This is a genomic window from Sinorhizobium saheli, from assembly GCF_001651875.1.
Taxonomy (GTDB): Bacteria; Pseudomonadota; Alphaproteobacteria; order Rhizobiales; family Rhizobiaceae; genus Sinorhizobium; species Sinorhizobium saheli.
Window position 1 is genome coordinate 84,817 of sequence record NZ_LNQB01000069.1, and the last position, 26,250, is coordinate 111,066.

The 26,250-nt window shown below is 65.4% G+C and carries 24 protein-coding genes; 11 read left to right on the forward strand and 13 right to left on the reverse strand.

Annotated features, from left to right (window positions below):
- Positions 1 to 5: 5 nt before the first annotated feature.
- The 7 genes from ATB98_RS10410 to ATB98_RS10440 all read right to left on the reverse strand — a co-directional run bounded on the left by ATB98_RS10410 (position 6) and on the right by ATB98_RS10440 (position 9,009).
- The gene (locus ATB98_RS10410) at positions 6 to 410 is read right to left on the reverse strand and encodes a GFA family protein (RefSeq protein ID WP_066873036.1); all 405 of its coding nucleotides are present in this window, start codon (positions 408 to 410) and stop codon (positions 6 to 8) included.
- Positions 411 to 489: 79 nt separating this feature from the next.
- The gene (gene iolB, locus ATB98_RS10415; RefSeq protein WP_066873039.1) at positions 490 to 1,290 is read right to left on the reverse strand and encodes a 5-deoxy-glucuronate isomerase; all 801 of its coding nucleotides are present in this window, start codon (positions 1,288 to 1,290) and stop codon (positions 490 to 492) included.
- Between the two features lie 225 nt (positions 1,291 to 1,515).
- Positions 1,516 to 2,415, reverse strand: coding sequence for a myo-inosose-2 dehydratase (gene iolE, locus ATB98_RS10420; RefSeq protein WP_066873187.1), 900 nt, complete (start codon positions 2,413 to 2,415; stop codon positions 1,516 to 1,518).
- Between the two features lie 199 nt (positions 2,416 to 2,614).
- On the reverse strand, positions 2,615 to 4,468 hold the full coding sequence (gene iolD / locus ATB98_RS10425; protein WP_066873041.1) for a 3D-(3,5/4)-trihydroxycyclohexane-1,2-dione acylhydrolase (decyclizing): 1,854 nt from the start codon (positions 4,466 to 4,468) through the stop codon (positions 2,615 to 2,617).
- Positions 4,469 to 4,535: 67 nt separating this feature from the next.
- Entirely contained in the window at positions 4,536 to 6,482 is a 1,947-nt protein-coding gene (locus tag ATB98_RS10430; RefSeq protein ID WP_066873044.1) for a bifunctional 5-dehydro-2-deoxygluconokinase/5-dehydro-2-deoxyphosphogluconate aldolase, read from the reverse strand.
- Between the two features lie 211 nt (positions 6,483 to 6,693).
- Positions 6,694 to 7,554: a MurR/RpiR family transcriptional regulator gene (locus ATB98_RS10435; RefSeq protein ID WP_066873047.1), complete on the reverse strand. Its 861-nt coding sequence runs from the start codon at positions 7,552 to 7,554 to the stop codon at positions 6,694 to 6,696.
- Between the two features lie 324 nt (positions 7,555 to 7,878).
- A complete protein-coding gene (locus ATB98_RS10440; RefSeq protein WP_066873050.1) occupies positions 7,879 to 9,009 on the reverse strand; it encodes a Gfo/Idh/MocA family protein in 1,131 nt (376 codons plus the stop codon).
- A gap of 294 nt (positions 9,010 to 9,303) precedes the next feature.
- Here ATB98_RS10440 and ATB98_RS10445 point away from each other — a divergent pair, with 294 nt between their 5' ends.
- A complete protein-coding gene (locus tag ATB98_RS10445; protein WP_066873054.1) occupies positions 9,304 to 10,140 on the forward strand; it encodes a class II glutamine amidotransferase in 837 nt (278 codons plus the stop codon).
- Between the two features lie 66 nt (positions 10,141 to 10,206).
- On the opposite strand, the gene coaBC is transcribed toward ATB98_RS10445, so the two are convergent.
- Positions 10,207 to 11,412, reverse strand: coding sequence for a bifunctional phosphopantothenoylcysteine decarboxylase/phosphopantothenate--cysteine ligase CoaBC (gene coaBC, locus ATB98_RS10450; RefSeq protein ID WP_066873057.1), 1,206 nt, complete (start codon positions 11,410 to 11,412; stop codon positions 10,207 to 10,209).
- A 193-nt stretch (positions 11,413 to 11,605) separates the two neighbouring features.
- Between coaBC and ATB98_RS10455 the strand changes: the two genes are divergently transcribed.
- Positions 11,606 to 12,496: an NAD(P)/FAD-dependent oxidoreductase gene (locus ATB98_RS10455; protein WP_066873060.1), complete on the forward strand. Its 891-nt coding sequence runs from the start codon at positions 11,606 to 11,608 to the stop codon at positions 12,494 to 12,496.
- A gap of 64 nt (positions 12,497 to 12,560) precedes the next feature.
- Here ATB98_RS10455 and ubiB read toward each other — a convergent pair whose 3' ends face one another.
- Positions 12,561 to 14,135, reverse strand: a complete 1,575-nt coding sequence (ubiB, locus tag ATB98_RS10460; RefSeq protein ID WP_066873063.1) for a 2-polyprenylphenol 6-hydroxylase — start codon at positions 14,133 to 14,135, stop codon at positions 12,561 to 12,563.
- Positions 14,136 to 14,139: 4 nt separating this feature from the next.
- Positions 14,140 to 14,916 carry a bifunctional demethylmenaquinone methyltransferase/2-methoxy-6-polyprenyl-1,4-benzoquinol methylase UbiE gene (gene ubiE, locus ATB98_RS10465; protein ID WP_066873065.1) on the reverse strand — a complete coding sequence of 259 codons (777 nt, stop codon included), beginning with the start codon at positions 14,914 to 14,916 and terminating at the stop codon, positions 14,140 to 14,142.
- Between the two features lie 225 nt (positions 14,917 to 15,141).
- Between ubiE and mutM the strand changes: the two genes are divergently transcribed.
- The 9 genes from mutM (at position 15,142) to ATB98_RS10510 (ending at position 23,916) form a co-directional block, all read left to right on the forward strand.
- A complete protein-coding gene (gene mutM / locus ATB98_RS10470; protein WP_066873068.1) occupies positions 15,142 to 16,032 on the forward strand; it encodes a bifunctional DNA-formamidopyrimidine glycosylase/DNA-(apurinic or apyrimidinic site) lyase in 891 nt (296 codons plus the stop codon).
- A 139-nt stretch (positions 16,033 to 16,171) separates the two neighbouring features.
- Positions 16,172 to 16,945: an enoyl-CoA hydratase gene (locus tag ATB98_RS10475; RefSeq protein WP_066873071.1), complete on the forward strand. Its 774-nt coding sequence runs from the start codon at positions 16,172 to 16,174 to the stop codon at positions 16,943 to 16,945.
- A gap of 202 nt (positions 16,946 to 17,147) precedes the next feature.
- Complete coding sequence (gene rpsT / locus ATB98_RS10480; protein WP_066873073.1) at positions 17,148 to 17,414, forward strand: 30S ribosomal protein S20; 267 nt, start codon at positions 17,148 to 17,150, stop codon at positions 17,412 to 17,414.
- Positions 17,415 to 18,415: 1,001 nt separating this feature from the next.
- On the forward strand, positions 18,416 to 19,864 hold the full coding sequence (gene dnaA / locus ATB98_RS10485) for a chromosomal replication initiator protein DnaA (protein ID WP_066873190.1): 1,449 nt from the start codon (positions 18,416 to 18,418) through the stop codon (positions 19,862 to 19,864).
- Between the two features lie 213 nt (positions 19,865 to 20,077).
- Positions 20,078 to 20,452, forward strand: a complete 375-nt coding sequence (locus ATB98_RS10490; protein ID WP_066873075.1) for a YciI family protein — start codon at positions 20,078 to 20,080, stop codon at positions 20,450 to 20,452.
- On the forward strand, positions 20,449 to 21,720 hold the full coding sequence (locus ATB98_RS10495; RefSeq protein WP_066873077.1) for an RNA polymerase sigma factor: 1,272 nt from the start codon (positions 20,449 to 20,451) through the stop codon (positions 21,718 to 21,720). The genes ATB98_RS10490 and ATB98_RS10495 overlap by 4 nt, the downstream gene beginning before the upstream one ends.
- Before the next feature lie 73 nt (positions 21,721 to 21,793).
- On the forward strand, positions 21,794 to 22,276 hold the full coding sequence (locus ATB98_RS10500; RefSeq protein ID WP_066873080.1) for an SRPBCC family protein: 483 nt from the start codon (positions 21,794 to 21,796) through the stop codon (positions 22,274 to 22,276).
- Between the two features lie 13 nt (positions 22,277 to 22,289).
- On the forward strand, positions 22,290 to 23,150 hold the full coding sequence (locus tag ATB98_RS10505; protein WP_066873083.1) for a nuclear transport factor 2 family protein: 861 nt from the start codon (positions 22,290 to 22,292) through the stop codon (positions 23,148 to 23,150).
- Positions 23,151 to 23,301: 151 nt separating this feature from the next.
- The gene (locus ATB98_RS10510; protein ID WP_066873086.1) at positions 23,302 to 23,916 is read left to right on the forward strand and encodes a glutathione S-transferase family protein; all 615 of its coding nucleotides are present in this window, start codon (positions 23,302 to 23,304) and stop codon (positions 23,914 to 23,916) included.
- A 21-nt stretch (positions 23,917 to 23,937) separates the two neighbouring features.
- Here ATB98_RS10510 and hemW read toward each other — a convergent pair whose 3' ends face one another.
- Genes hemW through ATB98_RS10525 form a run of 3 tightly spaced genes read right to left on the reverse strand, consistent with a single transcriptional unit; the run spans position 23,938 to position 26,227 of the window.
- Positions 23,938 to 25,119: a radical SAM family heme chaperone HemW gene (hemW, locus tag ATB98_RS10515; protein WP_066873193.1), complete on the reverse strand. Its 1,182-nt coding sequence runs from the start codon at positions 25,117 to 25,119 to the stop codon at positions 23,938 to 23,940.
- Positions 25,120 to 25,130: 11 nt separating this feature from the next.
- The gene (gene rdgB / locus ATB98_RS10520; protein WP_066873088.1) at positions 25,131 to 25,775 is read right to left on the reverse strand and encodes an RdgB/HAM1 family non-canonical purine NTP pyrophosphatase; all 645 of its coding nucleotides are present in this window, start codon (positions 25,773 to 25,775) and stop codon (positions 25,131 to 25,133) included.
- A 35-nt stretch (positions 25,776 to 25,810) separates the two neighbouring features.
- Positions 25,811 to 26,227 carry a VOC family protein gene (locus ATB98_RS10525; protein WP_066873096.1) on the reverse strand — a complete coding sequence of 139 codons (417 nt, stop codon included), beginning with the start codon at positions 26,225 to 26,227 and terminating at the stop codon, positions 25,811 to 25,813.
- Positions 26,228 to 26,250: the final 23 nt, after the last annotated feature.

Below are 26,250 nucleotides of genomic sequence, written 5' to 3' on the forward strand. Positions count from 1 at the left end.
GGGGCTCAATCCCGCGGCCGCCCCGGCAGCGCGCCGATGTCGCCGATCCAGGGGAGCGCGGAGGAGCACCAGATCTGCGATCGTGGCTTAAGTTCACGCCGCTGGTTGATGGTCCCGACGCGGATGCCGATCTTCTCGGCGTCCTCGTCCGTTCCGGTCGTATAGACCGGCGAGCCGCAATGGGGGCAGAAGAATTGCAGGCGCTTGCGGCCATTGTCGGCGATTTTGACGTAGAGCTTCGGTTCGCCGCCGGTGAGGCGGAATGCGCTTCGCGGCGCGCCCGCCGTCACCCGGTAGGCCGAGCCTGTCAGCCGCTGGCAATCGGTGCAATGACAGATCGACACGCCCTCGGGATCGATCTCCGCCTCATAGGTCACGAAGCCGCAATGGCATTGGCCGTCAATATGCATCGGGCGCTCCTCCTGTCTGCCTTCCACCAGCATACGATAGAGCGTCCGCGCCGTTCGTCGAGAGTGTTGCGCACCGGGCTCAGATGCCGGTGAACAGCCACTCGTGTTCCTTGGCGTTGTGGAACTTCCAGATCCGCTTCGGACCGGCCATGACGTTGAGATAATAGGAGTCGTAGCCGTGGACGGCCGCGACCGGGTGGTAACCCTTCGGCACCAGAGTCACGTCGCCGTCCTCCGCCGCCATCGTCTCGTCGAGCGAACGGTCGTCCGTATAGACGCGCTGCATGGCAAAGCCCTGCGGCGGGTTCAGCCGGTGGTAATAGGTTTCTTCCAGATAGCTCTCGGCCGGCAGATTGTCCTGGTCGTGCTTGTGCGGCGGATAGGACGAGGTGTGGCCGCCGGGCGTGATCACCTCGACGACCAGCAGCGACTGCGCCGAGCCGTCGTCCTCCGGCATGATATTGGTGACGTAGCGCGTGTTTGTGCCCTTGCCGCGGGTCATCTGCGGGTGCGTGCCGGGGCGGATGACCTTGGCCTTGAAACCTTCGCCGCCGGGGGCGGAGCAGATCGCAAGATCGAGATCGGTCTTCGCCTCCGCCTGCCATCTGCTGCCCTTCGGCACATAGACCGCATAGGGCTGGCCCTCGAAAGGCGTCATGCGTTCGCCGAGTTCGCCGAAACTCTCCCCATCGACCGAGACCTTCGCCTTGCCGCTGACGAGCACCAGGCAAAGTTCCTTCTCGCCCGCATCACCGCCGGTGGCTTCACCCGGCTTCAGCCGATGAAGCGCGAAACCGACATAGGTCCAGCCGGCGCTCTCCGGCGTGATCTCCTGCATCAGGCCGGATTGCGCTTTCGGTTTGACGAGCAGTTTCGACATTGTGACGGTCTCCTGACTTCTCTTCAAAGGGGTCTGCATTCGCAGCCTGCCCCTCACTCTAACCCTCTCCCCGCGCGCGGGGAGAGGGGATTCGAGGCTTGCCATCATCTCTTCCCGCTTCCCAAGGGAGAGGGGACGCGGAGGCGGCGCGGCATATCCCTTCTCCCCGCAGGCGGGGAGAAGGTGGCGGCAGCCGGATGAGGGGCCGATAGCCGATTTGGCTGCCTATTTGTCCAGCCCCGCTTCCTTCGCGAACGACTTCAGCGACTTCAGCCCGAGCGACTGGTATTCGAACGGATTGCGCACGGCCGAATCCTGCTCGGCCTCGATCACCAGCCAGCCATCATAGCCGTGTTCGGCGGCGATTTTCAGCACCGGCAGGAAGTCGACGCCGCCCTCGGAGTCGCCCGGTACCGTGAAGACGCCGCGGCGCACGCCCTCGAGGAAGGAGAGGCCTTCGCCTTCCACCACTTCGCGGACCGCCGGGCGGACGTTCTTGCAGTGGATATGGCGGACGCGATCCATGTATTTCTTCGCCACGTCCGCCGGATCCGAGCCGCCGAACCAGGCATGGCCGGTATCGAGCAGCAGCTTGGTCGCCGGGCCGGTGTTCTGCATCAACAGGTCGATCTCCTCGCCGGTCTGGACGATCGTGCCCATGTGGTGGTGATAGACGAGGTCGATGCCCTGGTCGGCGCAATACTGAGCGATGGCCTCGAGATCGGCGCCGAACTTCTTCCATTGGTCGGCCAGCAGCACCGGCTTGTCCTTGACGAGGGACTTGGAATCGTCGCCGTGGATGGCGTTCGAGGTCTCGCAGACGATCGCCACCTTGCAGCCATTGTGCTTCAGGAGATCGAGATGCGGCTGGATCGCCTTCTTCTCCGCCTCGACGCCATGGGTGAGCAGGTTAGTCGAGTGCCAGCCGGAAACGAAGACGAGGTCGTAGGAGGCGAGCTTCTGCTTCAGCGCCTCCGGATCGGACGGCATCTTGTGGCCCTTCTCGATGCCGTCGAAGCCGATCTTCTGGCAATCGGACAGGCAGTCCTCCAGCGTCAGGTGCGCGCCGATCGAGTGGTCGTCGTCATTGCTCCAGGCAATCGGGTTGGTTCCGTAGCGGATCATGTCTTTCACTTTCTGTTCGTCATTTGCTTGAAGCGGGTGATTCGTCATGTGTCAGGGCAACGCCCCTCATCCGGCTGCCGCCACCCTTCTCCCCGTGAGGGACGGGGAGAAGGGACTCGCGGCGCCTACTTCGTCCCATCCCCCGGGGCCAATGGATATGGAAAAGCGCCCGCGCGAATGCGGGCGCCCGATCGTCGACTCACCCAAACCGCTGCGTCTTGAGCGCCTTCTCATAACCTTCGCGAGCCGCCTTCACCTGCTCCCGGTCAGACACTTCCGGAACCGCGACGTCCCACCAATGGCCGCCGGCCTCCGTCGTGATCAGCGGGTCGGTATCGATGACGATGACCGTCGTGCGCTGTTCGTTGGCGGTCTCCTGGAGCGCGGCTTCGAGCTCCGGGATCGAGCCGACCTTGCGGGTGACGGCGCCCATGGCGGCGGCATGCGCGGCGAAGTCGATCTGCGGCAGCTCGACGTGATGCGTGTCCTGCAAGAGGTTGTTGAAGTTGGCGCCGCCGGTTTCCATCTGCAGACGGTTGATGCAGCCATAGCCGGCATTGTCCAAGAGAACGATGGTGAACTTGGCGCCGAGCATGATCGAGGAGGCGATCTCCGAGTTCAGCATCATGTAGCTGCCGTCGCCGACCATCACGATCACGTCGCTGTCGGGTTTGGCGAGCTTGACGCCGAGGCCGCCGGCGACCTCGTAGCCCATGGTCGAGAAGCCGTATTCCATGTGGTAGCCGCCGGGCTCTTCCGCCTGCCAGAGCTTGTGCAACTCGCCGGGCAGACCGCCGGCGGCGCAGACGAGCGTCGTCCTCTTGGCCCCCCGCGCGCGCTGGACGGCGCCGATCACCTGGGCATCGGAGGGCAGCGCCGCATTGGTCGTGGCGGTCGCCTTGTCGGCGGCCGCAAGCCACTCGGCCTTGCCGGCCTTCGCCTTCTCGGTCCAGTCCGGGTCGGCCCTGTAGCCGCCGAGACCGCCGGACAGGCGGTTGAGGCCGACGCGCGCGTCGGAAATCAGCGGCAGGCCGTTGTGCTTGCCGGCGTCGAAGGGCTGGACGTTGAGGCCGATGATCTTCAGTTCATCGTTCTTGAAGAGCGCCCAGGAGCCGGTGGTGAAATCCTGGAGCCGCGAGCCGACGGCGAGCACGAGGTCGGTCTCCTCCGCGAGCCGGTTCGAGGCGGAGGTGCCGGTGACGCCGACCGAGCCCATGTTGAGCGGATGTGAATGCGGCAGCGCCGACTTGCCGGCCTGCGTCTCGACCACCGGGATGCCGTGCTTCTCGGCGAAGTCCGCGAGCTCCGCGGTCGCCTCCGAATAGAGCACGCCGCCGCCGGCGACGATGATCGGCTTCTTCGCGGCTTTCAGCATTGCGATCGCCGCCGCGAGCTCGTCGAGATCGGGCTCGATGCGGCGCGGCACCCATACCTTCTCTTCGAAGAAGGATTCCGGATAGTCATAGGCTTCCGCCTGGACGTCCTGGCAGAGCGAAAGCGTGACCGGACCGCAATCGGCCGGATCGGTCAGCACCTGCATGGCGCGGCGAAGCGCCGGAATGATCTGCTCCGGCCGGGTGATGCGGTCGAAATAGCGCGACACCGGGCGGAAGCAGTCATTGGCCGAGACTGTGCCGTCGCCGAAGCTTTCCACCTGCTGCAGCACCGGATCGGGCCTGCGGTTGGCGAAGACGTCGCCGGGGAGCAGCAGCACCGGCAGGCGGTTGACGTGGGCGAGTGCGGCCGACGTCACCATGTTGAGCGCGCCCGGGCCGATCGAGCTCGTGCAGGCCATGAAGCGGCGGCGGAAGCTCGCCTTGGCGAAGGCGATCGCCGCATTCGCCATGCCCTGCTCGTTCTGGGCGCGGTAGGTCGGCAGGGTCTCGCGCACGGCATAGAGCGCCTCGCCGACGCCGGCGACGTTGCCATGGCCGAAGATCGCGAAGACGCCGCCGAAGATCGGCACGCGCTTGCCGTCGATGATCGTCATCTGCCGCGTCAGGAACCGCGCCACGGCTTGCGCCATGGTCAGGCGCACGGTTTTCTGGCTCATCTTACGTTTCCTCCTGGTGGCGAAGTCTGGGCTCCGCCCTTCGTTTCCAAAGCCGCGCCGGGTTTCCCTAAGCGGCTCTCGTCTCTCCGAGCTGCAGCCAGAGATCGACCAGCGCCTTGAACCTCGCCGCCATGTCGGCGACGGCCGCATCGTCGGTCATCGTGCCGCTGAGCCAGCTCTTGGCGGCATCGGCAAAGATCGTCCGGCCGACGGCGAAGCCCTTGACCGTCTTCGACGTCCTCGCCGCGGCAAACCCGTCCTTCAGCACCTCGTAGGGCGCCTCGAGGCCGAGGAGGACGACGCCCCGGCAGAGCGGGTCGCGCTTCTCGATTACCGCGTCGATGGCGGCCCAGGCGCCGCGGCTCGCCTGCGGCTCCAGCTTCCACCAATCCGGCTTCAGGCCGGCATCATAAAGCTCGTTGAGCGCGCGCGGAATGGTGTCGTCTTCGAGCGGCCCATGCTTGCCGGCGATGATCTCGATCAGGATCTCGCGGCCGACCTTGCGCGCCGCCTCGAAGGCGGAGCGAAGCTTGGCGATCTGCGCGGCCTTGAGCTCGGCCGGATCGTCCGGGTGATAGAAGGAGAGCACCTTGATGCAATGGTCGACCGGCCAGTCGATGAGGCGGCTGCCGAGGTCCTGGCTGAACTCGAACTGGAGCGGCCGCGAGCCCGGAAGCTCGATCGGCTTGGCGATCCAGAAGTCGCGATAGGCGCCCGCCGCATAGAGCGCGTCGCGACCGTATTTGTCGTCGATCAGCATGCCGAAGCCGGAGCGGCCCGCGGCGACTTCGGCCGCCGCCTTGACGGCCAGCGCCTTGAAGGCCGGAATGCGCGCCAGCAGTTCCGGATTGCCTTCGGCAATGTCTTCGAGCTGGCTGCGATGGTCGATCGCGAGCGCCATCAGAAGCGGGATGTCGCGGCGGCGGGTCGTCGCCCAATGGACGTGGTTGATCGCCTCGTCCTTGCGCAGCGCCTTCTCCTTGCTGCCGTTTCCGAGGAAGAACTGCAGCTCGGTCCAGGTCGGGATTTCCGGTGCGCAGAGCAGGCGCGAGACGGCAAAGGCGCCGCAGGCGTTCGCCCAGGTCGCCGATGTCGCATGCGGCTCGCCCGTGAGCCAGCCGCGCAGGAAGCCGGACATGAAGGCGTCGCCCGCGCCGAGCACGTTGTAGACCTCGATCGGGAAGCCCTTGCCGACGATGCCGTCTTCGAGATCGTCCGAGATCGGCCCGTCATAGACGATGCAGCCCATCGGCCCGCGCTTGAGCACGATCGTCGCATCGGAGAGCGCGCGGATGGTCTTCAGCGCCTGGAGCAGGTCGCTCTCGCCGGAGGCGATCAGCACCTCTTCCTCGGTGCCGACGATCAGGTCGCAGTCGCCTAGCACGGTCTTCAGATGCCCCGAGACGCGGTCGGAGGCGATATAGCGGCTCTCGCCCGCGTCATGGCCGGCAAGGCCCCAGAGGTTCGGGCGATAGTCGATGTCGAAGACGACCTTTGCGCCGCTTTCCTTGGCGATCCGGATCGCCTTGCGCTGGGCGGCGTCCGTGTTCGGCTTGGAGAAATGCGTGCCGGTGACGAGGACGGCGCGGGACGAGCGGATAAAGTTCTCCGCGATATCGTCCTCGCAGAGCGCGTTGTCGGCGCAATTGTCGCGGTAGAAGAGCAGCGGGAAGGATTTCTCGTTCTCGACCGCGAGGATCGCGAGTGCGGTCAGCCGCTCCGGATCGGTGACTATGCCGCGGGTCTCGACCCCTTCGCGCTGAAGCTGCTCGCGGATGAAACGGCCCATCTGCTCGTTGCCGACGCGCGTCAGCAGGGCCGATTTGAGCCCGAGGCGCGCCGTGCCGACCGAAATGTTGCAAGGGCAGCCGCCGACCGACTTGGCGAAGCTCGCCACGTCTTCGAGCCGGGTGCCGATCTGCTGGCCGTAGAGGTCGACCGAGGCTCTGCCGATCGTGATGATGTCGAGGGGTTTGGCTCCCTTTGGCGTTTCAGCCGATGGAATCTGGTTCACTGCTTCCTCCCCGCGGACGCCGGGCCGGCGTCGACAATTATGTACCTGCATGCCTTCGTAAATCGACCTCGATTTACGGACGAAGACATGCAGTGATTCAAAGCGCTGCAGCGACCCTTGCGCGCTAGGTGAGACGCGCGGCGCTGCAGGTCATGGGCGATGCCGGTATGAAACATAAATTCCGCGACTTCGTCAATATGGAATTTTCGTTCTATATGGAATGCCCGTCCTCCGTGCGCCGCCGTTTCTCAGCGATGGCGACGGTCAGCGCCATGGCGAAGGCCATGCTGGCGGAAAGCGAGCGGAAGCCGGCGTGATCGGCCTCGACGAGCTCGAACCAGACCTTGGAGGACTCGGCAAGCGGCGAGAAGGCGGAATCGGTGAGCGACACCACCGGCACCTTGCGGTTCGCGAGGAGGCGCGCCTGGGCCGCGCTTTCGGAGGCATAGGGCGAAAAGCTCACAGCGAAGGCGGCGTCACGGCTGGTCGCCATCGCCAGCATGTCGTCGTCGATGCCGGCGGCCGTGCCGACATGCTGGTACTTCACCTTGAGCTTGCCGAAGGCATAGGCCATGTAGCTGGAGATGGGATAGGACCGCCGCTTGGCGATGAGGTAGATCGTGTCGGCCTTGGCCAGGATGTTGACGGCGCGCTCGAACGCTTCCGGATCGACGGATGTCGCGATGTTGTCGAGCGAGCGATGGGCGGCGGCGACGAAGCCGTTGAAGATCGAGCCGCTTTCGAGCTTGCTGTGGTCGTTGCCGCGCAGCGCCTTCAACCGTTCCTCGTAGCCGGGGGTGCGCTCCCGGAGCCGGGCGCGAAAAATCTGCTGCAGGCTCGAAAAGCCCTCGAAGCCGAAGTGCTGGGCGAAGCGCACGAGCGTCGAGGGCTGGACGTCGGCGGAGGTGGCGATGCTCGCGGCGGTGCCGAAGGCGATCTCGTCGGGATTGTCGAGCGAATAGGCGGCCACCTGCTTCAGCCGCTTCGGCAATTGCGCCTTGCGTTCAAGGATGACGGCCTTCAGCGTCTCGAAATCCTGCGGGACATCCGTGGTCGTCTCCGGCGCTGGCATCGTTCGGCATCTCCCAGACTGCTCGCATGATTTCCTGTCGATGATTTGAGGAAAACCATGCGGCCCTTCAAAGTCCTACGGCAACCTTTGCGCGCCTGATCGGGCGCGCGGCGCAGTAGTGCGTTCCAATTGCCCTACTTTAATCGATTGATAACGTCGAGGATAGAACGGGCGTTCCATTTTCCCGTTCTTTGCGTCGGGCGTCTTTCCGGAGGGTACGCCCCTCGTCCGGCTGCCCGCCACCGTCTCCCCGCACTGCGGGGTGACTGCCGGAGAGGGTTAGGGTGAGGGGCAGATTTCGAGGTTTCCCAAGCCTCCACCCCCTCAACCGATCTCCACCCATTCGTTCGTCCGGGCGGAGTGATAGGTGGCCGAAAGCACCTTCTGCACCTCGTAGCCCTCGCGGAAATCGGTCGAAGGCCTGCCGCCCGAGGCGATCGCCTCCAGGAATTCGTTGACCTCGATCGCCTTCAGGTCGTTGAAGCCGATCTGGTGGCCCGGCGCCACGCAGAAGGCGCCGTAGGGCGGGTGCTCCGGTCCCGCCCAGATGGTGCGGAAGCCGCGGCTCCTGACGTCGTCGCCGGCGTAGTAGACCCTGATCTCGTTCAGTCGTTCCTGGGTGAAGACGATGCTGCCCTTCGAGCCGTAGATCTCGAAATCGTGCTGCATCTTGCGGCCGGTGGCGATCCAGTTGGCCTCGAAGCTGCCGCTCGCGCCGCTCTCGAAACGGACGAACGCGCGCGCGATATCGTCGACTTCGACCGGCCGCATCTCCGCCGCGCCGCGGGAAACCGGGCGCTCGGCGATGTGGACGACGGTCTCGGCGAGCACGGACCTGATCGGGCCGACGAGGTGGCGCATGCAGGCGATGATGTGGCTGCCGATATCGGCGAGCGCGCCGCCGCCGCTCCTCGGATCGAGCCGCCAGGCCCACGGAATGCCGGCGTCGGCCATGAAGTCTTCCGCATGGATGCCGCGGAACGACCGGATCTCGCCGATCTCGCCGCTTTCGATGATGTCCCTGGCAAGGAAGATCAACGGGTTCTTGAGATAGTTGAAGCCGACCTGGGTGACGACGCCCGCCTTTTCCGCCGCGGCCACCATCTCGGCACAATCGGCAACGGTCGGCGCCAGCGGCTTTTCGCAATAGACGTGCTTGCCATGGGCGATGGCCGCGAGCGCCATCTCCTTGTGCAGGAGGTTGGGCGTGGTGATGTCGATGATGTCGATGTCGGGATCGGTCAGGAGATCGCGCCAGTCCGCGGTCGCCTTGCGGAAGCCGAGCCGGGCGCGGGCAGCCTCGGCACTCTCCTCGGTCACGTCTGCGACCGATACCAGGTCCAGTTCGAAGGGCAGGTCGAAGACCCGTGCTGCAATGGTGAAGCCGAGGGCATGGGCCTTGCCCATGAACCCCGTGCCGATCAGGCCGACCCCCAGTCTGCGCTTGCCGCTCATGTCGTTCCTCCCGGCCGAAGCTGCCAAATATTGGACGAAATGAAATGAAGCGAGCGAAATTTGTCAATATGGAATATTTATTTCGAAATGCGTGCCCGTCACGAACCCGTCGCGCACCATGTCACGCGCTGATGTCACAAGGGAAACAGCGCCGGAAAGGGTGCCCCGCTACCGTACCGGAACAAGCAGTGCGAAAAGTGTTAACGCATTTTTACCATGTTCCGTTGAAACATCGGCGTGACGACGGTGAACGAATCGCCTTTTATCAACGCGCAGGACCGGAGTGATTGACGCATGTGCCGTTGGGCAGCCTATCGTGGAGAGCCGCTCTATCTCGAGGAACTCGTCTCGTCGCCGGCCCATTCGCTGATCGAGCAATCCCATTGCGCGACGCGTGCCAAGACCGCGACCAATGGCGACGGCTTCGGCATCGCCTGGTACGGCGATCGGCCGGAGCCCGGCCGCTATCGCGACATTCTGCCCGCCTGGTCCGATTGCAACCTGAAAAGCATCGCGCGCCAGATCCGCTCGCGGCTCTTCCTCGCCCATGTGCGCGCCGCGACCGGCGGCGGCACGCGGCGTGACAATTGCCATCCATTCGTCCATGGCCGCTGGGCCTTCATGCACAACGGCCAGATCGGCGACTTCGAGCACCTGCGCCGGCCGATGGAGAACATGCTCGACGACGAACTCTATGCCGCGCGCACCGGCACCACGGATTCCGAGCTGCTTTTCCTGCTGGCTCTGCAGTTCGGCCTCGAAAGCAATCCGCTCGGAGCGGTCGCGGAGGCGCTCGGCTTCGTCGAGCGGCTGGCCGGGCAACTCGGTCGCCGCGTTCTCGTTCGCTTCACGGCCGCCTTCTCCAATGGTCACGACCTCTTCGCCGTGCGCTACGCCTCCGACCGCAAGGCGCCGACGCTCTACGCCGCGCCGATGGGGGCGGACGGCGGCTATTGCCTGGTTTCCGAACCCCTGAACGACGACAATGCCTGGGCCGAAATCCCGGACGGTTCCGCGGTGATCGTCGGTGAAAACGGCGTCGACGTGCGCCTGTTCGGCGCGGCCGACGTAGCGATCCCGGAGCGTGCCGCCGCCTCCGTGCTTCCTTTGGCGGCAAGCGACCTCGCCTGACCCGACTGTATTTGCTGCATCCGTGCGACGTCGGGTGATTCCACCCGACTGCCGAATGCTCTGGGCCTATGCGGAAAGCTTTGCGGCGATCAGTGCCGCGAGTTTCGCGGCGACTTCGTCCTTGTCCATTTCCGGCCAGTCCTCGCTGCCCTCGCGGCCGATCAGCTTCACCCGGTTGCGGTCGCCGCCCATGATGCCGGTCGCCGGCGAGACGTCGTTTGCCAGAATGTAATCGGCGCCTTTCCTTTCGAGCTTCGCCCGGCCGTTGTCGGCGACGTTTTCCGTCTCGGCGGCAAAGCCGATCACCAGCTTCGGGCGGGCCCCATGGTGACCGACCGTCTTCAGGATGTCCGGGTTCTCGGCAAGCTGCAGGGGCGGCGGGGCCTCGCCCGGCCGCTTCTTGATCTTGTTGCCGGCGGCGGACGCGACGCGCCAGTCCGCGACCGCCGCCACCATCACCGCCACGTCGGCGGGGAGGGCGGCGAGCACCGCGTCGCGCATCTCCTCGGCGCGCTCCACCCGGACGACGCTGACGCCGGCGGGATCGGGGATCGTCACCGGCCCGGAGACGAGGGTGACCTCGGCGCCGAGGCGGGCGAGCGCCGCGGCAATCGCGTGGCCCTGCTTGCCGGACGAGCGGTTGGCGATGTAGCGCACCGGATCGATCGGCTCGTGTGTCGGTCCGGAGGTGACGATGGCCTTTTTCCCGGCGAGCGGCCGCGGCTCGCCCAGCAATCCCTCGATCGCGGAGACGATCTCCAGCGGCTCGGCCATCCGGCCTTCGCCCGCTTCGCCGCTCTCGGCCATCTCGCCGGCCGCCGGGCCGACGAAGCGGACGCCGTCACCGGAAAGCGTCGCGCGATTGCGGCGCGTCGCCGGATGCATCCACATCTTCGGGTTCATCGCCGGCGCGACGAGCACCGGGCGGTCCGTCGCGATGAGCACCGTCGAGGCGAGGTCGTCGGCGTGGCCGTTCGCCATCTTCGCCATCAGATCGGCCGTCGCCGGCGCCACCACGACGAGGTCGCAGTGGCGCGCGAGCCGGATATGGCCGACATCCTGCTCGTCCTCGCGCGAAAAGAGATCGGTGAACACATGCGAGGCCGAAAGCGCGCCGACGGCAAGCGGCGTCACGAATTCTTGCGCCGCCGCCGTCATCACCGGCCGCACCTCCGCGCCGCGCTCACGCAGCCGGCGAATGAGGTCGAGGCTCTTATAGGCGGCGATGCCGCCGGAGATGATGAGAAGAATGCGCTTGCCCGACAATACCATCCGGTTTCGGCCTTCCTTGTCCACGATGTTTTTTGGTCGGACCGACCGAAACATCATGAACGCGATCGATTCTGAAGCGTTAGAGCGGGATGCGACTGCAAGACCGCGCTCCTCTTTCGATCGGAACCCTACTCGACCGCAGGCAATTGCCGCAAGAGAGGTGATCGCGACGACGCGAGATGAAGGATTACTCATGGCCATTGATGTAGCGATCGTGGGCGGCAGCTATGCCGGGCTTTCGGCGGGACTGCTATTGGCGAGAGCGAGGCGCTCGGTCGTTGTGATCGATGCCCGGCTCCCGCGGAACCGTTTTGCGGAAGCCTCTCACGGATTTCTCACCCGTGACGGAGAGGCGGCCGCGGCTATCGCCGACAGCGGTCGGCTGCAATTGCTCGCCTATACCAATGTGCGATTTGTCGAAGGAACGGCCGAGGCCGCGGCGCGGGAGGGAGCCCATTTCGTGGTCTCGCTGGGGAACGAAAAGATCACGGCGCGCCGTCTGATTCTGGCCACGGGAGTGGTGGACGAATTGCCCGCGATACCCGGCCTTCAGGAAGGCTGGGGCCGCACCGTCTTCCATTGCCCCTATTGCCACGGCTATGAGCTCGGGCTGGGGCGCATAGGCCTTCTGGCGACGGGCGAGGACAGCTTGCACCAGGCCATGATGCTGCCGGATTGGGGACCGACCACATTTTTCTTGAATGACGCCTTCGAACCCGACGCCGCACAGGAGGCGATGCTCAGAGCGCGTGGCGTGGAAATCGAAAGAGAATGGGTCCTGGCCGTGGAGGGCGAAAGGCCGACCGTCATTCTGGACGGTGGCCGGGCGATACCCCTCGAGGGCCTGTTCGTCGCTCCGCGCACGCGCATGGCCTCTGACCTGCCCGCCGCACTTGGCTGCGCCTTCGCGGAAGGACCGCTCGGCCCCCATATCCGGACGAATGAGGCAAAGGAGACGAGCGTCCCGGGCGTCTATGCCTGCGGCGACGCCGCGCGGGAAGCGGGCTCCGTCTCGCACGCGGTCGGCGACGGTGTCACGGCAGCCATTGCTGCGCACCGATCGCTGATCTTCGATGTGCATTGAGGGCATTATGCGGGAAAACGGGGGGCTTCTTGTGAGGGCGGCGGCCGACACGCCGGCCGCCTGTTCAGCCAAGCTGCCACGCAATGTAAAGAAGCGTTGCGGCGATCACCCAGAGCGCGATGCGGCCGGAGCGGTTGTGCCGTGCCTCGGCCCTGCCGATCGCCTCCGCGGTTTCCGCGTCGAAGCGCAGGCCGTTCTCGCTCATTGCCACGATTTCCGCCGAAAAACGCTCCGTCCGGGCGGCGATTTCCGGCGCCGCCTCGGCGATCCGGAGCGCCGCATGCAGGCCGTCGCGCAGGTCCGCGACGATGCGCTTCGGGCCGAGATTGTCGCGGATCCATTTGCCGACCACCGGTTCGGACGCCTTCCACATGTTGAAGCGCGGGTTGAGCGTGCGCGCCACGCCCTCGACGACGACCATCGTCTTCTGCAGCATGACGAGCTCGGGGCGCGTCTGCATGTCGAAGAGTTCGGTCACCTCGAAGAGCAGCGTCAGCAGTTTCGCCATCGAGATCGTCTCCGCCGGCTGGCCGTGGATCGGCTCGCCGATGGCGCGGATCGCCTGGGCGAAGCTCGCGGCATCGTGGTGGGAGGGGACGTAGCCCGCCTCGAAATGCACGTCGGCGACGCGCTGGTAGTCGCGCATGATGAAGCCGTAGAGGATCTCCGCGAGAAAGCGGCGTTCCTTCCGGCCGAGCCGGCCGACGATGCCCATGTCGACGGCGACGATATGGCCGGCCTCGTCGACGAAGAGGTTGCCCTGGTGCATGTCCGCATGGAAGAAGCCGTCGCGAAGCGTGTGGCGCAGGAACGACTGGATCAGCGTTTCGGCAAGCCTGTTGAGGTCGTGTCCGGCCCGCTTCAGGCCTTCGATGTCCGACATCTTCACGCCGTCGATCCATTCCATGGTCACGACGTCGCGCCCCGTGCGTTCCCAGTCGACCCTGGGGACGCGAAAACCGGAATCTTCCTTGATGTTTGCCGCGAGCTCGGAAAGTGCCGCCGCCTCGAGCCTCAGATCCATCTCGATCTTGGTCGTCTGCTCGAGCGTCTTCGTGACCTCCACCGGCTTCAGCCGGCGCGTATAGGGCAGGAAGCGCTCCTGCATGCGCGAAACCAGGTACATAGCCTCAATGTCGGCGGCGAAGCGCTGGCGCACGCCAGGGCGGATGACCTTGACTGCAACCTTCTCGCGGCGGCCGTCGCGCATGACCACGGCGGGATGCACCTGCGCGATCGATGCCGCCGCCATCGGCTCGGAGAATTCGGCGAAGAGCGCCTCGACCGAGCGGCCGAGCGAGCCTTCGATGGCGGCCTTGGCCTCATGCTGCGGAAAGGTCGCCATGCGGTCCTGCAGGAGCGACAGGTCGGCGGCAAGCTCGGCGCCGACGACATCGGGCCGTGTCGCCAGGAACTGGCCGATCTTGACATAGGAGGGGCCGAGCCGCTCGACGGCGCGGGCGAGTCGGCCGCTCCTCGCCTCGAGCCGCGCCTTGCGGCGGGCAAGCAGCTTGGCGAGCCTCTGCACGAAGCGTGCGAGCGGCGGAAGGTGTTCGGAAGGCACCGCCGAAAAGGCGTCCTCGCGCGCAAGCACCCAGCCGATCCGCACCAGACGGAAATATGCTCCGGGCGTACTCATGCGGTCAGATTTTCCAGCCGGAATGGAGGGCCGCGATGCCGCCGGTATAGTTGGTGAAGGAAACGCGGGCGAAGCCGGCATTGCGGATCATGGCGGCGAAATCGCGCTGGTTGGGGAACTTCCGGATCGACTCGACGAGATACTGATAGGGCGCGTCGTCGCCGGTGATGAGCTTGCCGAACTTCGGGATCGCGTTGAAGGACCAGGCGTCGTAGAAGCGATCGAGAAGCGGCATCTCGACTTCGGAGAATTCGAGCACCAGCAGCCGGCCGCCGCGCTTAAGCACGCGGTAGGCCTCCTTGAGCGCCACCTCGATGCGCGGCACGTTCCGAATGCCGAAGGCGATCGTATAGGCGTCGAAGGAATTCGCCGCGAAGGGCAGGTCCTCGGCATTCGCTTCGACGAAATCGAGATTGTCGACGAGCCCCCTCTTGCGGGCGCGTTCCGCGCCGACGGCGAGCATCGAGCCGTTGATGTCGAGGACGGTCGCGTGCGCCTTGCGGCCCGAGGCCTCGATGATGCGGAAGGCGATGTCGCCGGTGCCGCCGGCGACGTCGAGCACCCGGAAATCGTCTCGCCGCGGCGGGTTGAGCGCCGCGACCATCGCGTCCTTCCAGACGCGGTGAAGGCCCGCAGACATCACGTCGTTCATGATGTCGTAGCGCTTGGCGACCTTGTGGAAGACGTCGTTGACGAGCGGTTGCTTCTCGCCCGCGCCGACTTCCCGGAAACCGAAGGAGGTCTCCATTCCGCCATCCGCCGATACGCGCTCATCCGCCATCCCGAGACTCCACTTCAACGAAATTTGCCGGCACCATAGCGAAATCCTCCCCCACGCGCTATCTCAGCGGCGGTGAACGGCCCCGGCCTTCGCGGCTATGCGTCTTTCGGACGCACGAAGGTCGCGGTAACACTTTGAATTGCGACACCCTATAGGGCATCAATCCCGCGATGGGAATGCGTCTCATGGGGACGGAATGAAGAAAGAACAAGGGAAAGACGGCCGATGCCGGAATTGCCTGAGGTAGAGACGGTCAAGCGCGGATTGGCGCCGACGATGGAAGGGGCGCTTCTGGTCAGGGCCGAATTGCGCCGGCCGGACCTGCGCTTTCCGTTCCCCGAGAATTTCGCCGCCGCGGTTTCCGGCCGCCGCATCGTCGCGCTGTCGCGGCGCGCCAAATATCTGATGATCGATCTCGAGGGCGGCGACGTGATCATCGCGCATCTCGGCATGTCCGGCTCGTTCCGCATCGAGGCCGGCGCCGAACCGGCCACGCCCGGCGCCTTCCACCACCCGCGCCGCAAGGACGAGAAGCACGACCACGTGATCTTCCATCTGGACGCGCCGGCCGGCCCGGCGCGGGTGATCTACAACGATCCGCGCCGCTTCGGCTTCATGGATCTGGCGCGGCGCGACAGGATTGCCGAGCATGTCTTCTTCCGCGATCTGGGCGAGGAGCCGACCGGCAACGCCCTCGATGCCGCCTATCTCGCCGCCCGCTTCGCCGGCAAGGCGCAGCCGCTGAAGGCCGCCCTTCTCGACCAGAAGACGATCGCCGGGCTCGGCAACATCTATGTCTGCGAGGCGCTTTGGCGCTCCGGCCTGTCGCCCCAAAGGCCGGCCGGCTCTGTCGTAGACGGCAAGGGGCGTCCGAAACGGGCACTTTCCGCGCTGACGGAGGCCATTCGCGCGGTCATTGCCGATGCGATCGCTGCCGGCGGGTCGTCCTTGAAGGACCACATCCAGGCGGATGGCAGCCTCGGCTATTTCCAGCACAGCTTCTCCGTCTACGACCGGGAAGGCGAGGCTTGCCGCACGCCCGGCTGTCGCGGTACGGTCGCCCGCATCGTCCAGGCCGGGCGCTCGACCTTCCATTGCCCGCGCTGCCAGAAATAGCCCTGCTGCATGTTTCCTTAAATCGATGCGGATCTAAGAATAGGAACATGCAGCAGTTCAAAGTGCTGCAGCGACCCTTGCCCGTCTGACAGGGACGCGCGGCGCCGCAGAAGTATCAATCGAAGTGGAGGAGAAGAGGATGAGTTACGAGACGCTGTTGGTCGAAACGCGCGGGCGCGTGGGGCTGATCACGCTCAACCGGCCGCAGGCGCTGAACGCGCTGAATTCGGTCGTGATGCGCGAGCTCGACGCGGCGCTCAAGGCCTTCGATGCCGACAAGGCGGTCGGCGCGATCGTCATCACCGGCTCCGAGAAGGCCTTTGCCGCGGGCGCCGACATCAAGGAGATGCAATCGCTCGATTTCGTCGGCAGCTATCTTGGCGATTTCCTCGGCGGCTGGGAGCATGTCGCCGGTGCCCGCAAGCCGATGATCGCAGCCGTTTCGGGCTTTGCGCTCGGCGGCGGCTGCGAGCTCGCCATGATGTGCGACTTCATCATCGCGTCGGAGACGGCGAAGTTCGGCCAGCCGGAGATCACCCTCGCCGTCATTCCCGGCATGGGCGGCTCGCAGCGACTGACCCGCGCCGTCGGCAAGGCGAAGGCGATGGACCTTATTCTCACCGGCCGTATGATGGACGCGGCCGAGGCCGAGCGTTCGGGGCTAGTCGCGCGGGTGGTGGCGCCGGAGAAGCTTCTCGACGAGGCGCTCGGCGCGGCCGAGAAGATTGCCTCCTTCTCGCTGCCGGCGGTGATGATGGCCAAGGAGGCGGTCAACCGCTCGCTGGAGGTCACCCTCGCCGAGGGCCTGCGCTTCGAGCGGCGGCTGTTCCAGTCGCTTTTCGCGACCGCCGACCAGAAGGAGGGGATGGCCGCCTTCGTCGAAAAGCGCAAGGCGGACTTCAAGCACCGGTGAGCGGCCACGAGGGATATTTGCCGGCGGGTTTTCGCAAAATGCGCGTTGACGCCAGCACGGTTTCCCGCTATACGCCGCCCTCAGTCAGGAACGCCCCCAAGCGAGGCTTTCCGATAATGCTCCCGAATTGCTTTGATGACAGGTCGCAGTGACCCGGCACGGCGAAGGCGGAGTTCATGTCAGTTTTCGTAGAGAGGCATCGATGGCCAATACAACTTCGGCGAAAAAGGCGACCCGCAAGATCGCTCGCCGCACTGCAGTGAACAAGGCTCGCCGTTCGCGCGTCCGCAGCTTCGTCCGCAAGGTTGAAGAGGCGCTCGCCTCCGGCGATCAGGCAGCCGCCGCCGCCGCCCTTAAGGCGGCACAGCCGGAACTGATGCGCGCCGCCACCAAGGGCGTGCTGCATGCCAACACGGCATCGCGCAAAGTTTCGCGTCTGGCCCAGCGCGTGAAGGCACTTTCGGCCTAATCCGGCTAAATAAAAAATGGTTGAAGAAAAGCCCGGCGCTCGCGCCGGGCTTTTCGGATTCATCCCGTTGTCGCCGCCGCGGTGAATTTCCCGACCGGTAATTGTGTCATGGTGATGACAAGTTTTATGCAATGATTTCAATCGGTTGCGGGAGGTGGTTGCGGTGCGCGCCGTCTCTCTGCGCGCCAGACTCGCGTCCGAAGTGAGTCAAGCGAATTTTTATTTTTTTTCTTTTTTGCCAGCTAAGCAAGAAGCCAAAAAACAAAACCCTTGATTCGACAGCGATTCTCGATGGACTCGGGAGGGGCATGCAAAACGCGCCGCGAGAGTCAACTGTCGGCGTCCAGCGACGGGCAAAAAACCCGATTGATCTTGCCGGGCGATCCTGCCTAAATGGCTCCCACAGGGGACGCGGATCATATCTGTACGAGGAAGTTTGAAGGTCATCTCAACGGGATGGCTTCGGGCTTTCCGTTCTCTGTGGCGGGGACACTCCACGTCGTCAATCAGACAAGTTCGAGATGATAAAGCCGGGCGAGGCTTCGTTCCGGAACGAGGAATTTCGTCTTGTGGTTGCGGTGCGCGAGTCTCCGTCGACCGTGTCGCGTTGGAGGAGGAAGGAGCGCCTGGCCGTCCGCTTCGTACGAGGGTGCGGGTCGGCCGATCACGAGGAAAATGGTTCCGTGCGGGGCTTGAAAGCAGCCGGACGGAATCGGTAAGGCGAGGCGCGAGGGGACATCTGCCTGGAGACCAGGCGGGTGCGCGCAGCACGCACCGCGGCGGAGTATGAGGAGTCCGGCTCGGTGCGAATGGGCGTTCGTTGGGCGCGGCATGGCTTCGAGGCGGCCGTGGCAGGCGGGCATAAGAGATGAGGCCGGCAGCGATGACGGCATCGGAGAATGATATTGGAAGGCGGCAACATGCAGATGAATTTGGCGACGGCACCTGAAGGTTTTCAGGCCGGAAGCAATCAGTCTCAGGCGGCGGGGGAAAAACACGACATGCGGCATGACGCACTTTTTGAGCGGGTAAGTGCGCGTTTGAAAGCCCAGGTCGGTCCGGATGTCTTCGCAAGCTGGTTTGGACGCCTCAAGCTCCATTCTGTGTCGAAGAGCGTCGTGCGCCTCTCGGTGCCGACGACGTTTCTGAAGTCCTGGATCAACAACCGCTATCTCGATCTGATCACCACGCTGTTCCAGCAGGAGGACGGCGAGATCCTGAAGGTGGAGATCCTCGTGCGCACCGCGACGCGCGGCCACCGTCCGGCAGTCCACGAAGAGGCGGTTCCCGCGGCAGCCGAGCCGGCGCCCGCCGCAGCGCCCCGCCGCCCGCAATCGCCCCAGCCGGTGGCGAGCGCCGTCGCCGCAACGGTCGCGGCCGCGGCGGCAAAGCCCGCGCAGGCGCCGCTTTTCGGCTCGCCGCTCGACCAGCGCTACACCTTCGACAGTTTCGTCGAGGGCTCGTCGAACCGGGTGGCGCTCGCCGCCGCCCGCACGATCGCCGAGGCCGGTGCCGGCGCCGTGCGCTTCAATCCGCTGTTCATCCATTCGAGCGTCGGCCTCGGCAAGACGCATCTTTTGCAGGCGATCGCCCTTGCCGCGCTCCAGTCCGCCCGGGCGCCGCGCGTCGTCTATTTGACGGCCGAATATTTCATGTGGCGCTTCGCAACGGCGATCCGCGACAATGACGCGCTGTCGCTCAAGGAGTCGCTGCGCAACATCGACCTGCTCATCATCGACGACATGCAGTTCCTGCAGGGCAAGTCGATCCAGCACGAGTTCTGCCATCTCCTGAACATGCTGCTCGACTCCGCGAGGCAGGTCGTCGTCGCGGCCGACCGGGCCCCGTGGGAGCTCGAGTCGCTCGACAGCCGCGTCCGCTCGCGGCTTCAGGGCGGTGTGGCGATCGAGATGGAAGGGCCCGACTACGACATGCGCCTCGAGATGCTGAAGCGCCGGCTCGAGGCCGCCCGCCAGGACGACGGATCGCTGGAGATTCCGCAGGAGATCCTGTGCCACGTCGCCCGCAACGTGACGGCAAGCGGCCGAGAGCTGGAGGGGGCATTCAACCAGCTTCTCTTCCGCCGTTCCTTCGAGCCGCAGCTTTCGATCGAGCGGGTCGACGAACTGCTCGGCCATCTGGTCAATGCCGGCGAGCCGCGCCGCGTGCGCATCGAGGACATCCAGCGCGTCGTCGCCAAGCACTACAACGTCTCGCGCCAGGAACTGGTCTCGAACCGCCGCACGCGCGTCATCGTCAAGCCGCGCCAGATCGCCATGTATCTGTCGAAGACGCTGACGCCGCGCTCCTTCCCGGAGATCGGCCGCCGCTTCGGCGGGCGCGACCACACCACCGTGCTGCACGCCGTGCGCAAGATCGAGGAATTGATCGCCGCCGACACCAAGCTCAGCCACGAGATCGAGCTGCTGAAGCGGCTGATCAACGAATAAGGCAACAACAGGTAAGCAGTGACTTACAAGAGGCCCGGCTCCGCCGGGCCTCTTCGTTGCGCCATGCGTGTGCGTGCCGTGCGCGACGGCGGCGCATCACATTGCCGCCGCTTCGGCGAATTTCACACGCGATGCACCCGAGCGTTTTTTTCGCCGCGCTTGTCGGCTATCACTTGCTTCAATCGTCTTCAGATCAGAGCGGGAGAAGTCTCAATGCTTTACGCGGTGCTTTGCTACAATGATGAAAGCGTCACCAGTGCCTGGAGCAAGGAGGAGGACGAGCGCGTCATGCGTGACCTTACCGCCGTCCAGCGCAAGTATGTGGAGGCCGGCAAGCTGGGGCCGGTCGCGCGGCTGTTGCCGACGACCGCCGCCACGACGCTGCGCCACAGGGTCGGCGAGACGATCGTCATCGACGGGCCCTTCGCCGAAACCAAGGAGCAACTGCTCGGCTTCTACCTGATCGATTGCGGATCGCTCGACGAGGCCCTCGACTTCGCCCGCGACTTGAGCACCGCCAATCCGAGCGCCGGCTCCTACGAGGTTCGCCCGCTTGCTCTCTATAAACCCGGTGAGCTTGCCCCATGACCGACACGGCCTGGATCGACCTCGCCCTGGTTTCGGCGCGCCCGCAGGCGATGGGGGCGCTGCTGCGCTACTTCCGCAATCTCGATCTGGCGGAGGAAGCCTTCCAGGAGGCTTGCATCCGGGCACTGAAGACCTGGCCGAAGAACGGTCCGCCGCGCGACCCGGCCGCCTGGCTGATTTTCGTCGGCCGCAACAGCGGCATCGACAGGGTCCGGCGGCAAGCGCGCGAGACGGCGCTGCCGCCGGAAGAGCTGCTTTCCGATCTCGAAGACCGCGAAAGCGAACTCGCCGACCGGCTCGACGGCTCCCATTACCGCGACGACATCCTGCGGCTGCTCTTCGTGTGCAGCAACCCGGTGCTGCCGGCGACCCAGCAGATCGCGCTGGCGCTGCGGATCGTCTCCGGCCTGTCGGTCAGCCAGATCGCCCGCGCCTTCCTGGTGAGCGAAGCGGCGATGGAGCAGCGCATCACCCGCGCCAAGGCGCGCGTGGCGGCGGCCGGCATTCCCTTCGAGACGCCGGACGCCGGCGACCGCGCCGAACGCCTCGCGGCCGTCGCGACGATGATCTATCTCGTCTTCAACGAAGGCTATTCGGCGATGAACGGCCCGGACGGCGTATCCGCCGATCTTTGCGACGAGGCGATCCGGCTCGCCCGGCTGCTCCTCAGGCTGTTTCCGGCCGAACCGGAAATCATGGGGCTGACGGCGCTCCTGCTCCTGCAGCATTCGCGCGCCCGCGCCCGCTTCGACGCGAGGGGCGCCATCGTCCTGCTCGAGGATCAGGACCGGCGATTGTGGAACCGGCCGATGATCAACGAGGCGCTGGCGATGATCGACAAGGCGATGCGCCATCGCCGCCCGGGCCCCTACCAGATCCAGGCAGCGATCGCCGCGCTCCATGCGCGCGCCGGACGCCCGGAAGAGACGGACTGGACGGAGATCGACCTCCTCTACCAGGCGCTCGAGCGCCTGCAGCCGTCACCGGTCATCACGCTCAACCGCGCTGTCGCCGTCTCGAAGCGCGAAGGGCCGGAAGCTGCGCTGGCGATGGTCGAGCCGCTCGGCGACAGGCTCTCGGGCTATTTCTACTACCACGGCCTGCGCGGCGGGCTGCTCAAGCAGATGGGCCGGGCACGCGAGGCGCGGATCGCCTTCGACCGGGCGATCGCCCTGGCGACCAATGCGGCGGAGGCGGCCTATATCCGCTTGCAGCTCGATCACCTCGAAGCCGAGGCGGCGGCGCCCGCGCAGGAAGAAAAGCGATAGAAAATTCGCGGGGCTGTCGGGCGCCGGCCTCCTCCTTCGTCCTTGGATCGACACCAACATGGAGGAATTGAAAATGACTGCAGCGACCGAGACCAGGCCCGCCGGCGAACGCGAACTGGTTCTGACCCGCCTGATCGATGCCCCGCGCGAAAAGGTCTATCGCGCCTTCACCGACCCGGAGCTCCTGAAGCAATGGTTCGCGCCCCTGCCGTGGACGATCACGGAAGCCGAGCTCGATGTCAGGCCGGGCGGCACCAATCGCTTCGTCATGCGCTCGCCGGAAGGCGAGCTCTATCCCAATCAGGGCGTCTATCTGGAGGTCGTACCGAACGAGAAGATCGTCGTCACCGATGCCTATAGCGAGGCCTGGAAGCCGTCGGAGAAACCGTTCATGACCGCGATCATGACCTTCGAGGACGAGGGCGGCAGGACCCGCTACACGGCCCGCGCCCTGCACTGGAGCGTCGAGGACCGACAAGCGCATGAGAAGATGGGATTCCATGAGGGCTGGGGCCAATGCGCCGATCAGCTTGCGGCACTCGTCGCAAAACTCTGAGAGGAGGATCATCATGTCCACCACCGAAAGCGCAAACGCCGCGGAGATCCGGGCGGCGATCGACGGCTGGGCGGAGGCGATGCGGCAGAAGGATGCGAGCCGCGTCCTCTCATACGGCACGCAGGATTGCCTCGTCTATTCGCTGGCGCCACCGCTCAAGGCTTCGGACGCCGATGCCGAGGGCCTGAGGCAATGGTTTTCGACCTGGAAAGGTCCGCTCGGCTACCGACTTCAGGACCTCGAAATAACGTCGAGCGGTGATGTCGGCTTCGCGACGGCGCTGGCGCATCTCTCCGGCGAAAAGCAGGACGGTGCGAAAGTCGCCTTGTGGTACCGCCAGACACTGGGCCTGAAGCGTACGGACGGCGGATGGAAGATCGCCCACCAGCACGAGTCCGTGCCCTTCTACATGGACGGCAGCTTCAAGGCGGCGATCGATCTCGATCCGGCGTCGAAGGCCGACTGGAACGCGCCCTCGCATCCGCCGATGGCCGGCGTCATCGCCTATCTCAACGTCGAGGATGCGAATGCCACGGCCGAGTTCTACGGTCGCGCCTTCGGCGCCAGCGAGGTGACCCGCAAATACGCCGAGGACGGCCAGCGCCTCATGCACTGCCACCTGACGATCAACGGCGGCGCGCTGATGCTCAGCGATCCCTTCCCGGAATTCGGCTATCCCTGGAAGCCGCCGGAAGGCTTCGTCCTGCATCTCGTCGTCGACGACGCCGATTTCTGGTGGAAGCGGGCGGTCGAGGCGGGTGCCGAGGTGACGATGCCGCTCGAGATCGCCTTCTGGGGCGACTATTACGGCCAGCTGCGCGACCCCTTCGGCATCACCTGGGCGATCGTCGCGCCGGTGAAGAAGGAAGCGTGAGCCGTCCCTTCCGCCTGCCGGCACCTTCTCCCCGCATCCTCTGCCGCCGCGCGTGAAACAAACTTGCGCGGCGGCCGGCGAAACAGAGCGCACTTCTCGCGGCTGATTGCCTATCTTCGCGGCGTGTCGATTGCGGCTCCGCGAGGTTGATATGATCCTCTACTATCAGACCCACTCACCCTTTGCCCGAAAGGCGCTCGTCTTTGCCCACGAGGCCGGGATAGCGGACCGGCTGGAGGTCATCCACCAGGAGACGAGTCCGACCTTGCGCAACGACCGGGTTTACGCCGAGAATCCGCTCGGCAAGGTGCCCGTGCTGCTCCGTTCGGGACGGCCGCCGATCTTCGATTCCGATGTGATCTGCGCCTATCTCGACACGATCCACGACGGCAGGAAGCTCATTCCGGAAGGCGGAGAGGCGCGCTGGCAGGCATTGACGTTGCAAGCTGCCGCGCAAGGCCTCGCCGAGATAGGGATTGCGCTGCGCTGGGAAACGGTGCGGCGCCCGGAAGCGCTGCGCAATGAAGCGCTTCGCGACGGCTATGCCGACAAGATCGCGGCCACCTATGACTGGCTGGATGCCGGACAGGACTTCGAAGCACCGCTCCATGTCGGCCATATTGCCCTGGCGACGGCGCTTTCCTGGATGGCGTTCCGGGGCCTGCCGTCCTTTCGCGACCGGCCGAAGCTGACCCGGTGGTTCGATGCATTCGAAGAGCGCCCTTCGATGCGCGCAACGCCGCTCTCCGGCGAGACGCACGATTGAGCGGCCCGGCAAGCGACGGTGTCAGCAGGCGAGGTCGGCGACCACGGCGTCGAGGATCAGCATGCCGGCCGGCGTGCAGCGCAGCCGCGAATTGCCGATCCGCTCGATGAAGCCGTGCTCGATCAGGAATTCTTCCCGCTCCGGGTCCGGGTCGCGGCCCGAGAGGCTCTGCCAGCGGGCAAGGTCCACCCCTTCGCGCAGCCTGAGCCCCATCAGCAGCAGTTCGTCCGCCTGTGCCTCGAGGTCGAGCGCTTCCCGTTCGGCAATGCCGTCGCCACGCTCCTCGACGAGGCGGAGCCACGCTTCCGGGTTGCGCTCGGTCGCGGTCGCGATCTTGCCGGCACCGACGGTCAGCCGTCCGTGCGCGCCGGGGCCGATGCCCGCATAGTCGCCATAGCGCCAATAGGTGAGGTTGTGCCGGCTTTCCGCCCCCGGCCGGGCATGGTTGGAGACCTCGTAGGCCGGCATGCCGATCGCGGCGGTGATCTCCTGCGTCGCCTCATAGAGCACTGCCGACTGTTCGCCGTCCGGCACGATGAGCTTGCCCGCCTTGTGCAGCCCGTAGAACGGCGTGCCCTCCTCGATGGTGAGCTGGTAGAGCGACAGATGGTCGACCGCATAGGAGACGGCCTCCTTCAATTCGCGTTCCCACTCCCCGACCGTCTGGTTCGGCCGGGCATAGATCAGGTCGAAGGACATGCGCGGAAAGATCTCGCGCGCGAGCCTGACCGCCTTCAGGGCATCCTCGACATTGTGCAGGCGGCCGAGGAATTTGAGGTCGCGATCGTTCAGCGCCTGGACGCCGAGCGAGACGCGGTTGACGCCGGCCGCTCGATAGCCGCGGAAGCGCGTCGCCTCGACGCTCGACGGGTTCGCCTCCATGGTGATCTCGATGCCGTCCGGCACATGCCAATGCCTGGCGATGCCGTCGAGGATCGCCGCCACGGTCTCCGGATCCATCAGCGAGGGGGTGCCGCCGCCCATGAAGATGCTGGTTACGGTTCTTGGGCCGGAGAGTGCGCGCACCGCGGTCATCTCTTCGAGAAACGCGGCGACGAAGCGCGGCTGGTCCACCGGCTGGTGGCGGACATGGCTGTTGAAGTCGCAATAGGGGCACTTGGCCGCGCAGAACGGCCAGTGCACATAGACCCCGAAGCCGGGGTCCATGCCGTCACCGATCGCCGAAAGCGGGGCCGTTTGCATCGTCATGAGTCTCAGGCGCCGAGGCAGGTCTCGGCGAACAGCTTGAAGGCGCGGGCGCGGTGCGAAAGCGCCTTTGCCTCGCCCGGCTTCCAGCCGTGCTTCTCTTCCGCGCTCATTTCGCCGAATGTGATGTCGTAGCCCTCGGGCTGGAACACGGGATCATAGCCGAAGCCGCTTGTTCCGCGCGGCGGCCACACGACCTTGCCCTCGACCTCGCCGCGAAAGAGCTCCACATGCCCGTCCGGCCAGGCGAGGCAGAGCACGGAAACGAAGCGCGCGGTGCGGCTGTCCGGCGTTGTCGCGCCTTTTTCCTTGAGGGCCTTCTCGACCTTCTCCATCGCCATGGCGAAGTCGCGGCTGCCGTCTTCGCGCTCGGCCCAGTTGGCGGTGTAGACGCCGGGGGCGCCGCCCAGCGCGTCGACCACGAGGCCGGAATCGTCCGAAAGCGCCGGCAGGCCGGCGGCTTTCGCCGAGGCGAGCGCCTTGATCGTCGCGTTTTCCTCGAAGGTCGTGCCGGTCTCCTCGGGCTCGACGAAATTGAGATCGGCGGCCGATTTCGCCGCGAAGCCGAGCGGTCCGATCAAATCGCGGATCTCGCGGATCTTGCCGGCATTGTGGCTTGCCACCACCAGCGTCTTGTCGAGCAGTTTGCGCATCCAGTCTTGTTCCGTTCAAGTTTCAAGCCGTGGCTTCAGTCTTTGGTCCAGAGCCCCGGCTCCGCGCATTCCAGGCTGTTTCCGGCCGGGTCGCGGAAATAGAAGGAGCGGGCGCCGTTCGGCCAGCGGATGTCCGCCTCGATCGCCACTCCGGCTGCCTCCAGCTTCGCCTTGCAGGCATCGAGCGCTTCAGCCGCGAGCCGGAAGCACATGTGCCCGCTGCCCTTCGTCCCATGCGCCGGTACGGGAAGCGCGCCCGCCGGCGGCGGCTTCACCGTTTCCGCCGGGTTGAAGACCAGGAGCACGCCGTCGCCGCAGCGGAAGAAGACATGGCGGTTGCCGGCGCGCGTGATCCGCTCGAGACCGAGGACCGTGCCGTAGAAGGCTTCGGCACGGTCGAGATCGTCCGCGTAGAGGGCGGTTTCCAGAATGCCTTCAAACGACGGGGCCACGTCCGTCCTCCGTTGGGGTCGAG

Bases quoted from the DNA above. Each gene is read 5' to 3' on its own strand.
- ATB98_RS10410 (WP_066873036.1), bottom strand. From the start codon at position 410: ATGCATATTGACGGCCAATGCCATTGCGGCTTCGTGACCTATGAGGCG.
- iolB (WP_066873039.1), bottom strand. From the start codon at position 1,290: ATGTCGAAACTGCTCGTCAAACCGAAAGCGCAATCCGGCCTGATGCAG.
- iolE (WP_066873187.1), bottom strand. From the start codon at position 2,415: ATGATCCGCTACGGAACCAACCCGATTGCCTGGAGCAATGACGACGAC.
- iolD (WP_066873041.1), bottom strand. From the start codon at position 4,468: ATGAGCCAGAAAACCGTGCGCCTGACCATGGCGCAAGCCGTGGCGCGG.
- ATB98_RS10435 (WP_066873047.1), bottom strand. From the start codon at position 7,554: ATGCCAGCGCCGGAGACGACCACGGATGTCCCGCAGGATTTCGAGACG.
- ATB98_RS10440 (WP_066873050.1), bottom strand. From the start codon at position 9,009: ATGAGCGGCAAGCGCAGACTGGGGGTCGGCCTGATCGGCACGGGGTTC.
- ATB98_RS10445 (WP_066873054.1), top strand. From the start codon at position 9,304: ATGTGCCGTTGGGCAGCCTATCGTGGAGAGCCGCTCTATCTCGAGGAA.
- coaBC (WP_066873057.1), bottom strand. From the start codon at position 11,412: ATGGTATTGTCGGGCAAGCGCATTCTTCTCATCATCTCCGGCGGCATC.
- ATB98_RS10455 (WP_066873060.1), top strand. From the start codon at position 11,606: ATGGCCATTGATGTAGCGATCGTGGGCGGCAGCTATGCCGGGCTTTCG.
- ubiB (WP_066873063.1), bottom strand. From the start codon at position 14,135: ATGAGTACGCCCGGAGCATATTTCCGTCTGGTGCGGATCGGCTGGGTG.
- ubiE (WP_066873065.1), bottom strand. From the start codon at position 14,916: ATGGCGGATGAGCGCGTATCGGCGGATGGCGGAATGGAGACCTCCTTC.
- mutM (WP_066873068.1), top strand. From the start codon at position 15,142: ATGCCGGAATTGCCTGAGGTAGAGACGGTCAAGCGCGGATTGGCGCCG.
- ATB98_RS10475 (WP_066873071.1), top strand. From the start codon at position 16,172: ATGAGTTACGAGACGCTGTTGGTCGAAACGCGCGGGCGCGTGGGGCTG.
- rpsT (WP_066873073.1), top strand. From the start codon at position 17,148: ATGGCCAATACAACTTCGGCGAAAAAGGCGACCCGCAAGATCGCTCGC.
- dnaA (WP_066873190.1), top strand. From the start codon at position 18,416: ATGCGGCATGACGCACTTTTTGAGCGGGTAAGTGCGCGTTTGAAAGCC.
- ATB98_RS10490 (WP_066873075.1), top strand. From the start codon at position 20,078: ATGCTTTACGCGGTGCTTTGCTACAATGATGAAAGCGTCACCAGTGCC.
- ATB98_RS10495 (WP_066873077.1), top strand. From the start codon at position 20,449: ATGACCGACACGGCCTGGATCGACCTCGCCCTGGTTTCGGCGCGCCCG.
- ATB98_RS10500 (WP_066873080.1), top strand. From the start codon at position 21,794: ATGACTGCAGCGACCGAGACCAGGCCCGCCGGCGAACGCGAACTGGTT.
- ATB98_RS10505 (WP_066873083.1), top strand. From the start codon at position 22,290: ATGTCCACCACCGAAAGCGCAAACGCCGCGGAGATCCGGGCGGCGATC.
- ATB98_RS10510 (WP_066873086.1), top strand. From the start codon at position 23,302: ATGATCCTCTACTATCAGACCCACTCACCCTTTGCCCGAAAGGCGCTC.
- hemW (WP_066873193.1), bottom strand. From the start codon at position 25,119: ATGCAAACGGCCCCGCTTTCGGCGATCGGTGACGGCATGGACCCCGGC.
- rdgB (WP_066873088.1), bottom strand. From the start codon at position 25,775: ATGCGCAAACTGCTCGACAAGACGCTGGTGGTGGCAAGCCACAATGCC.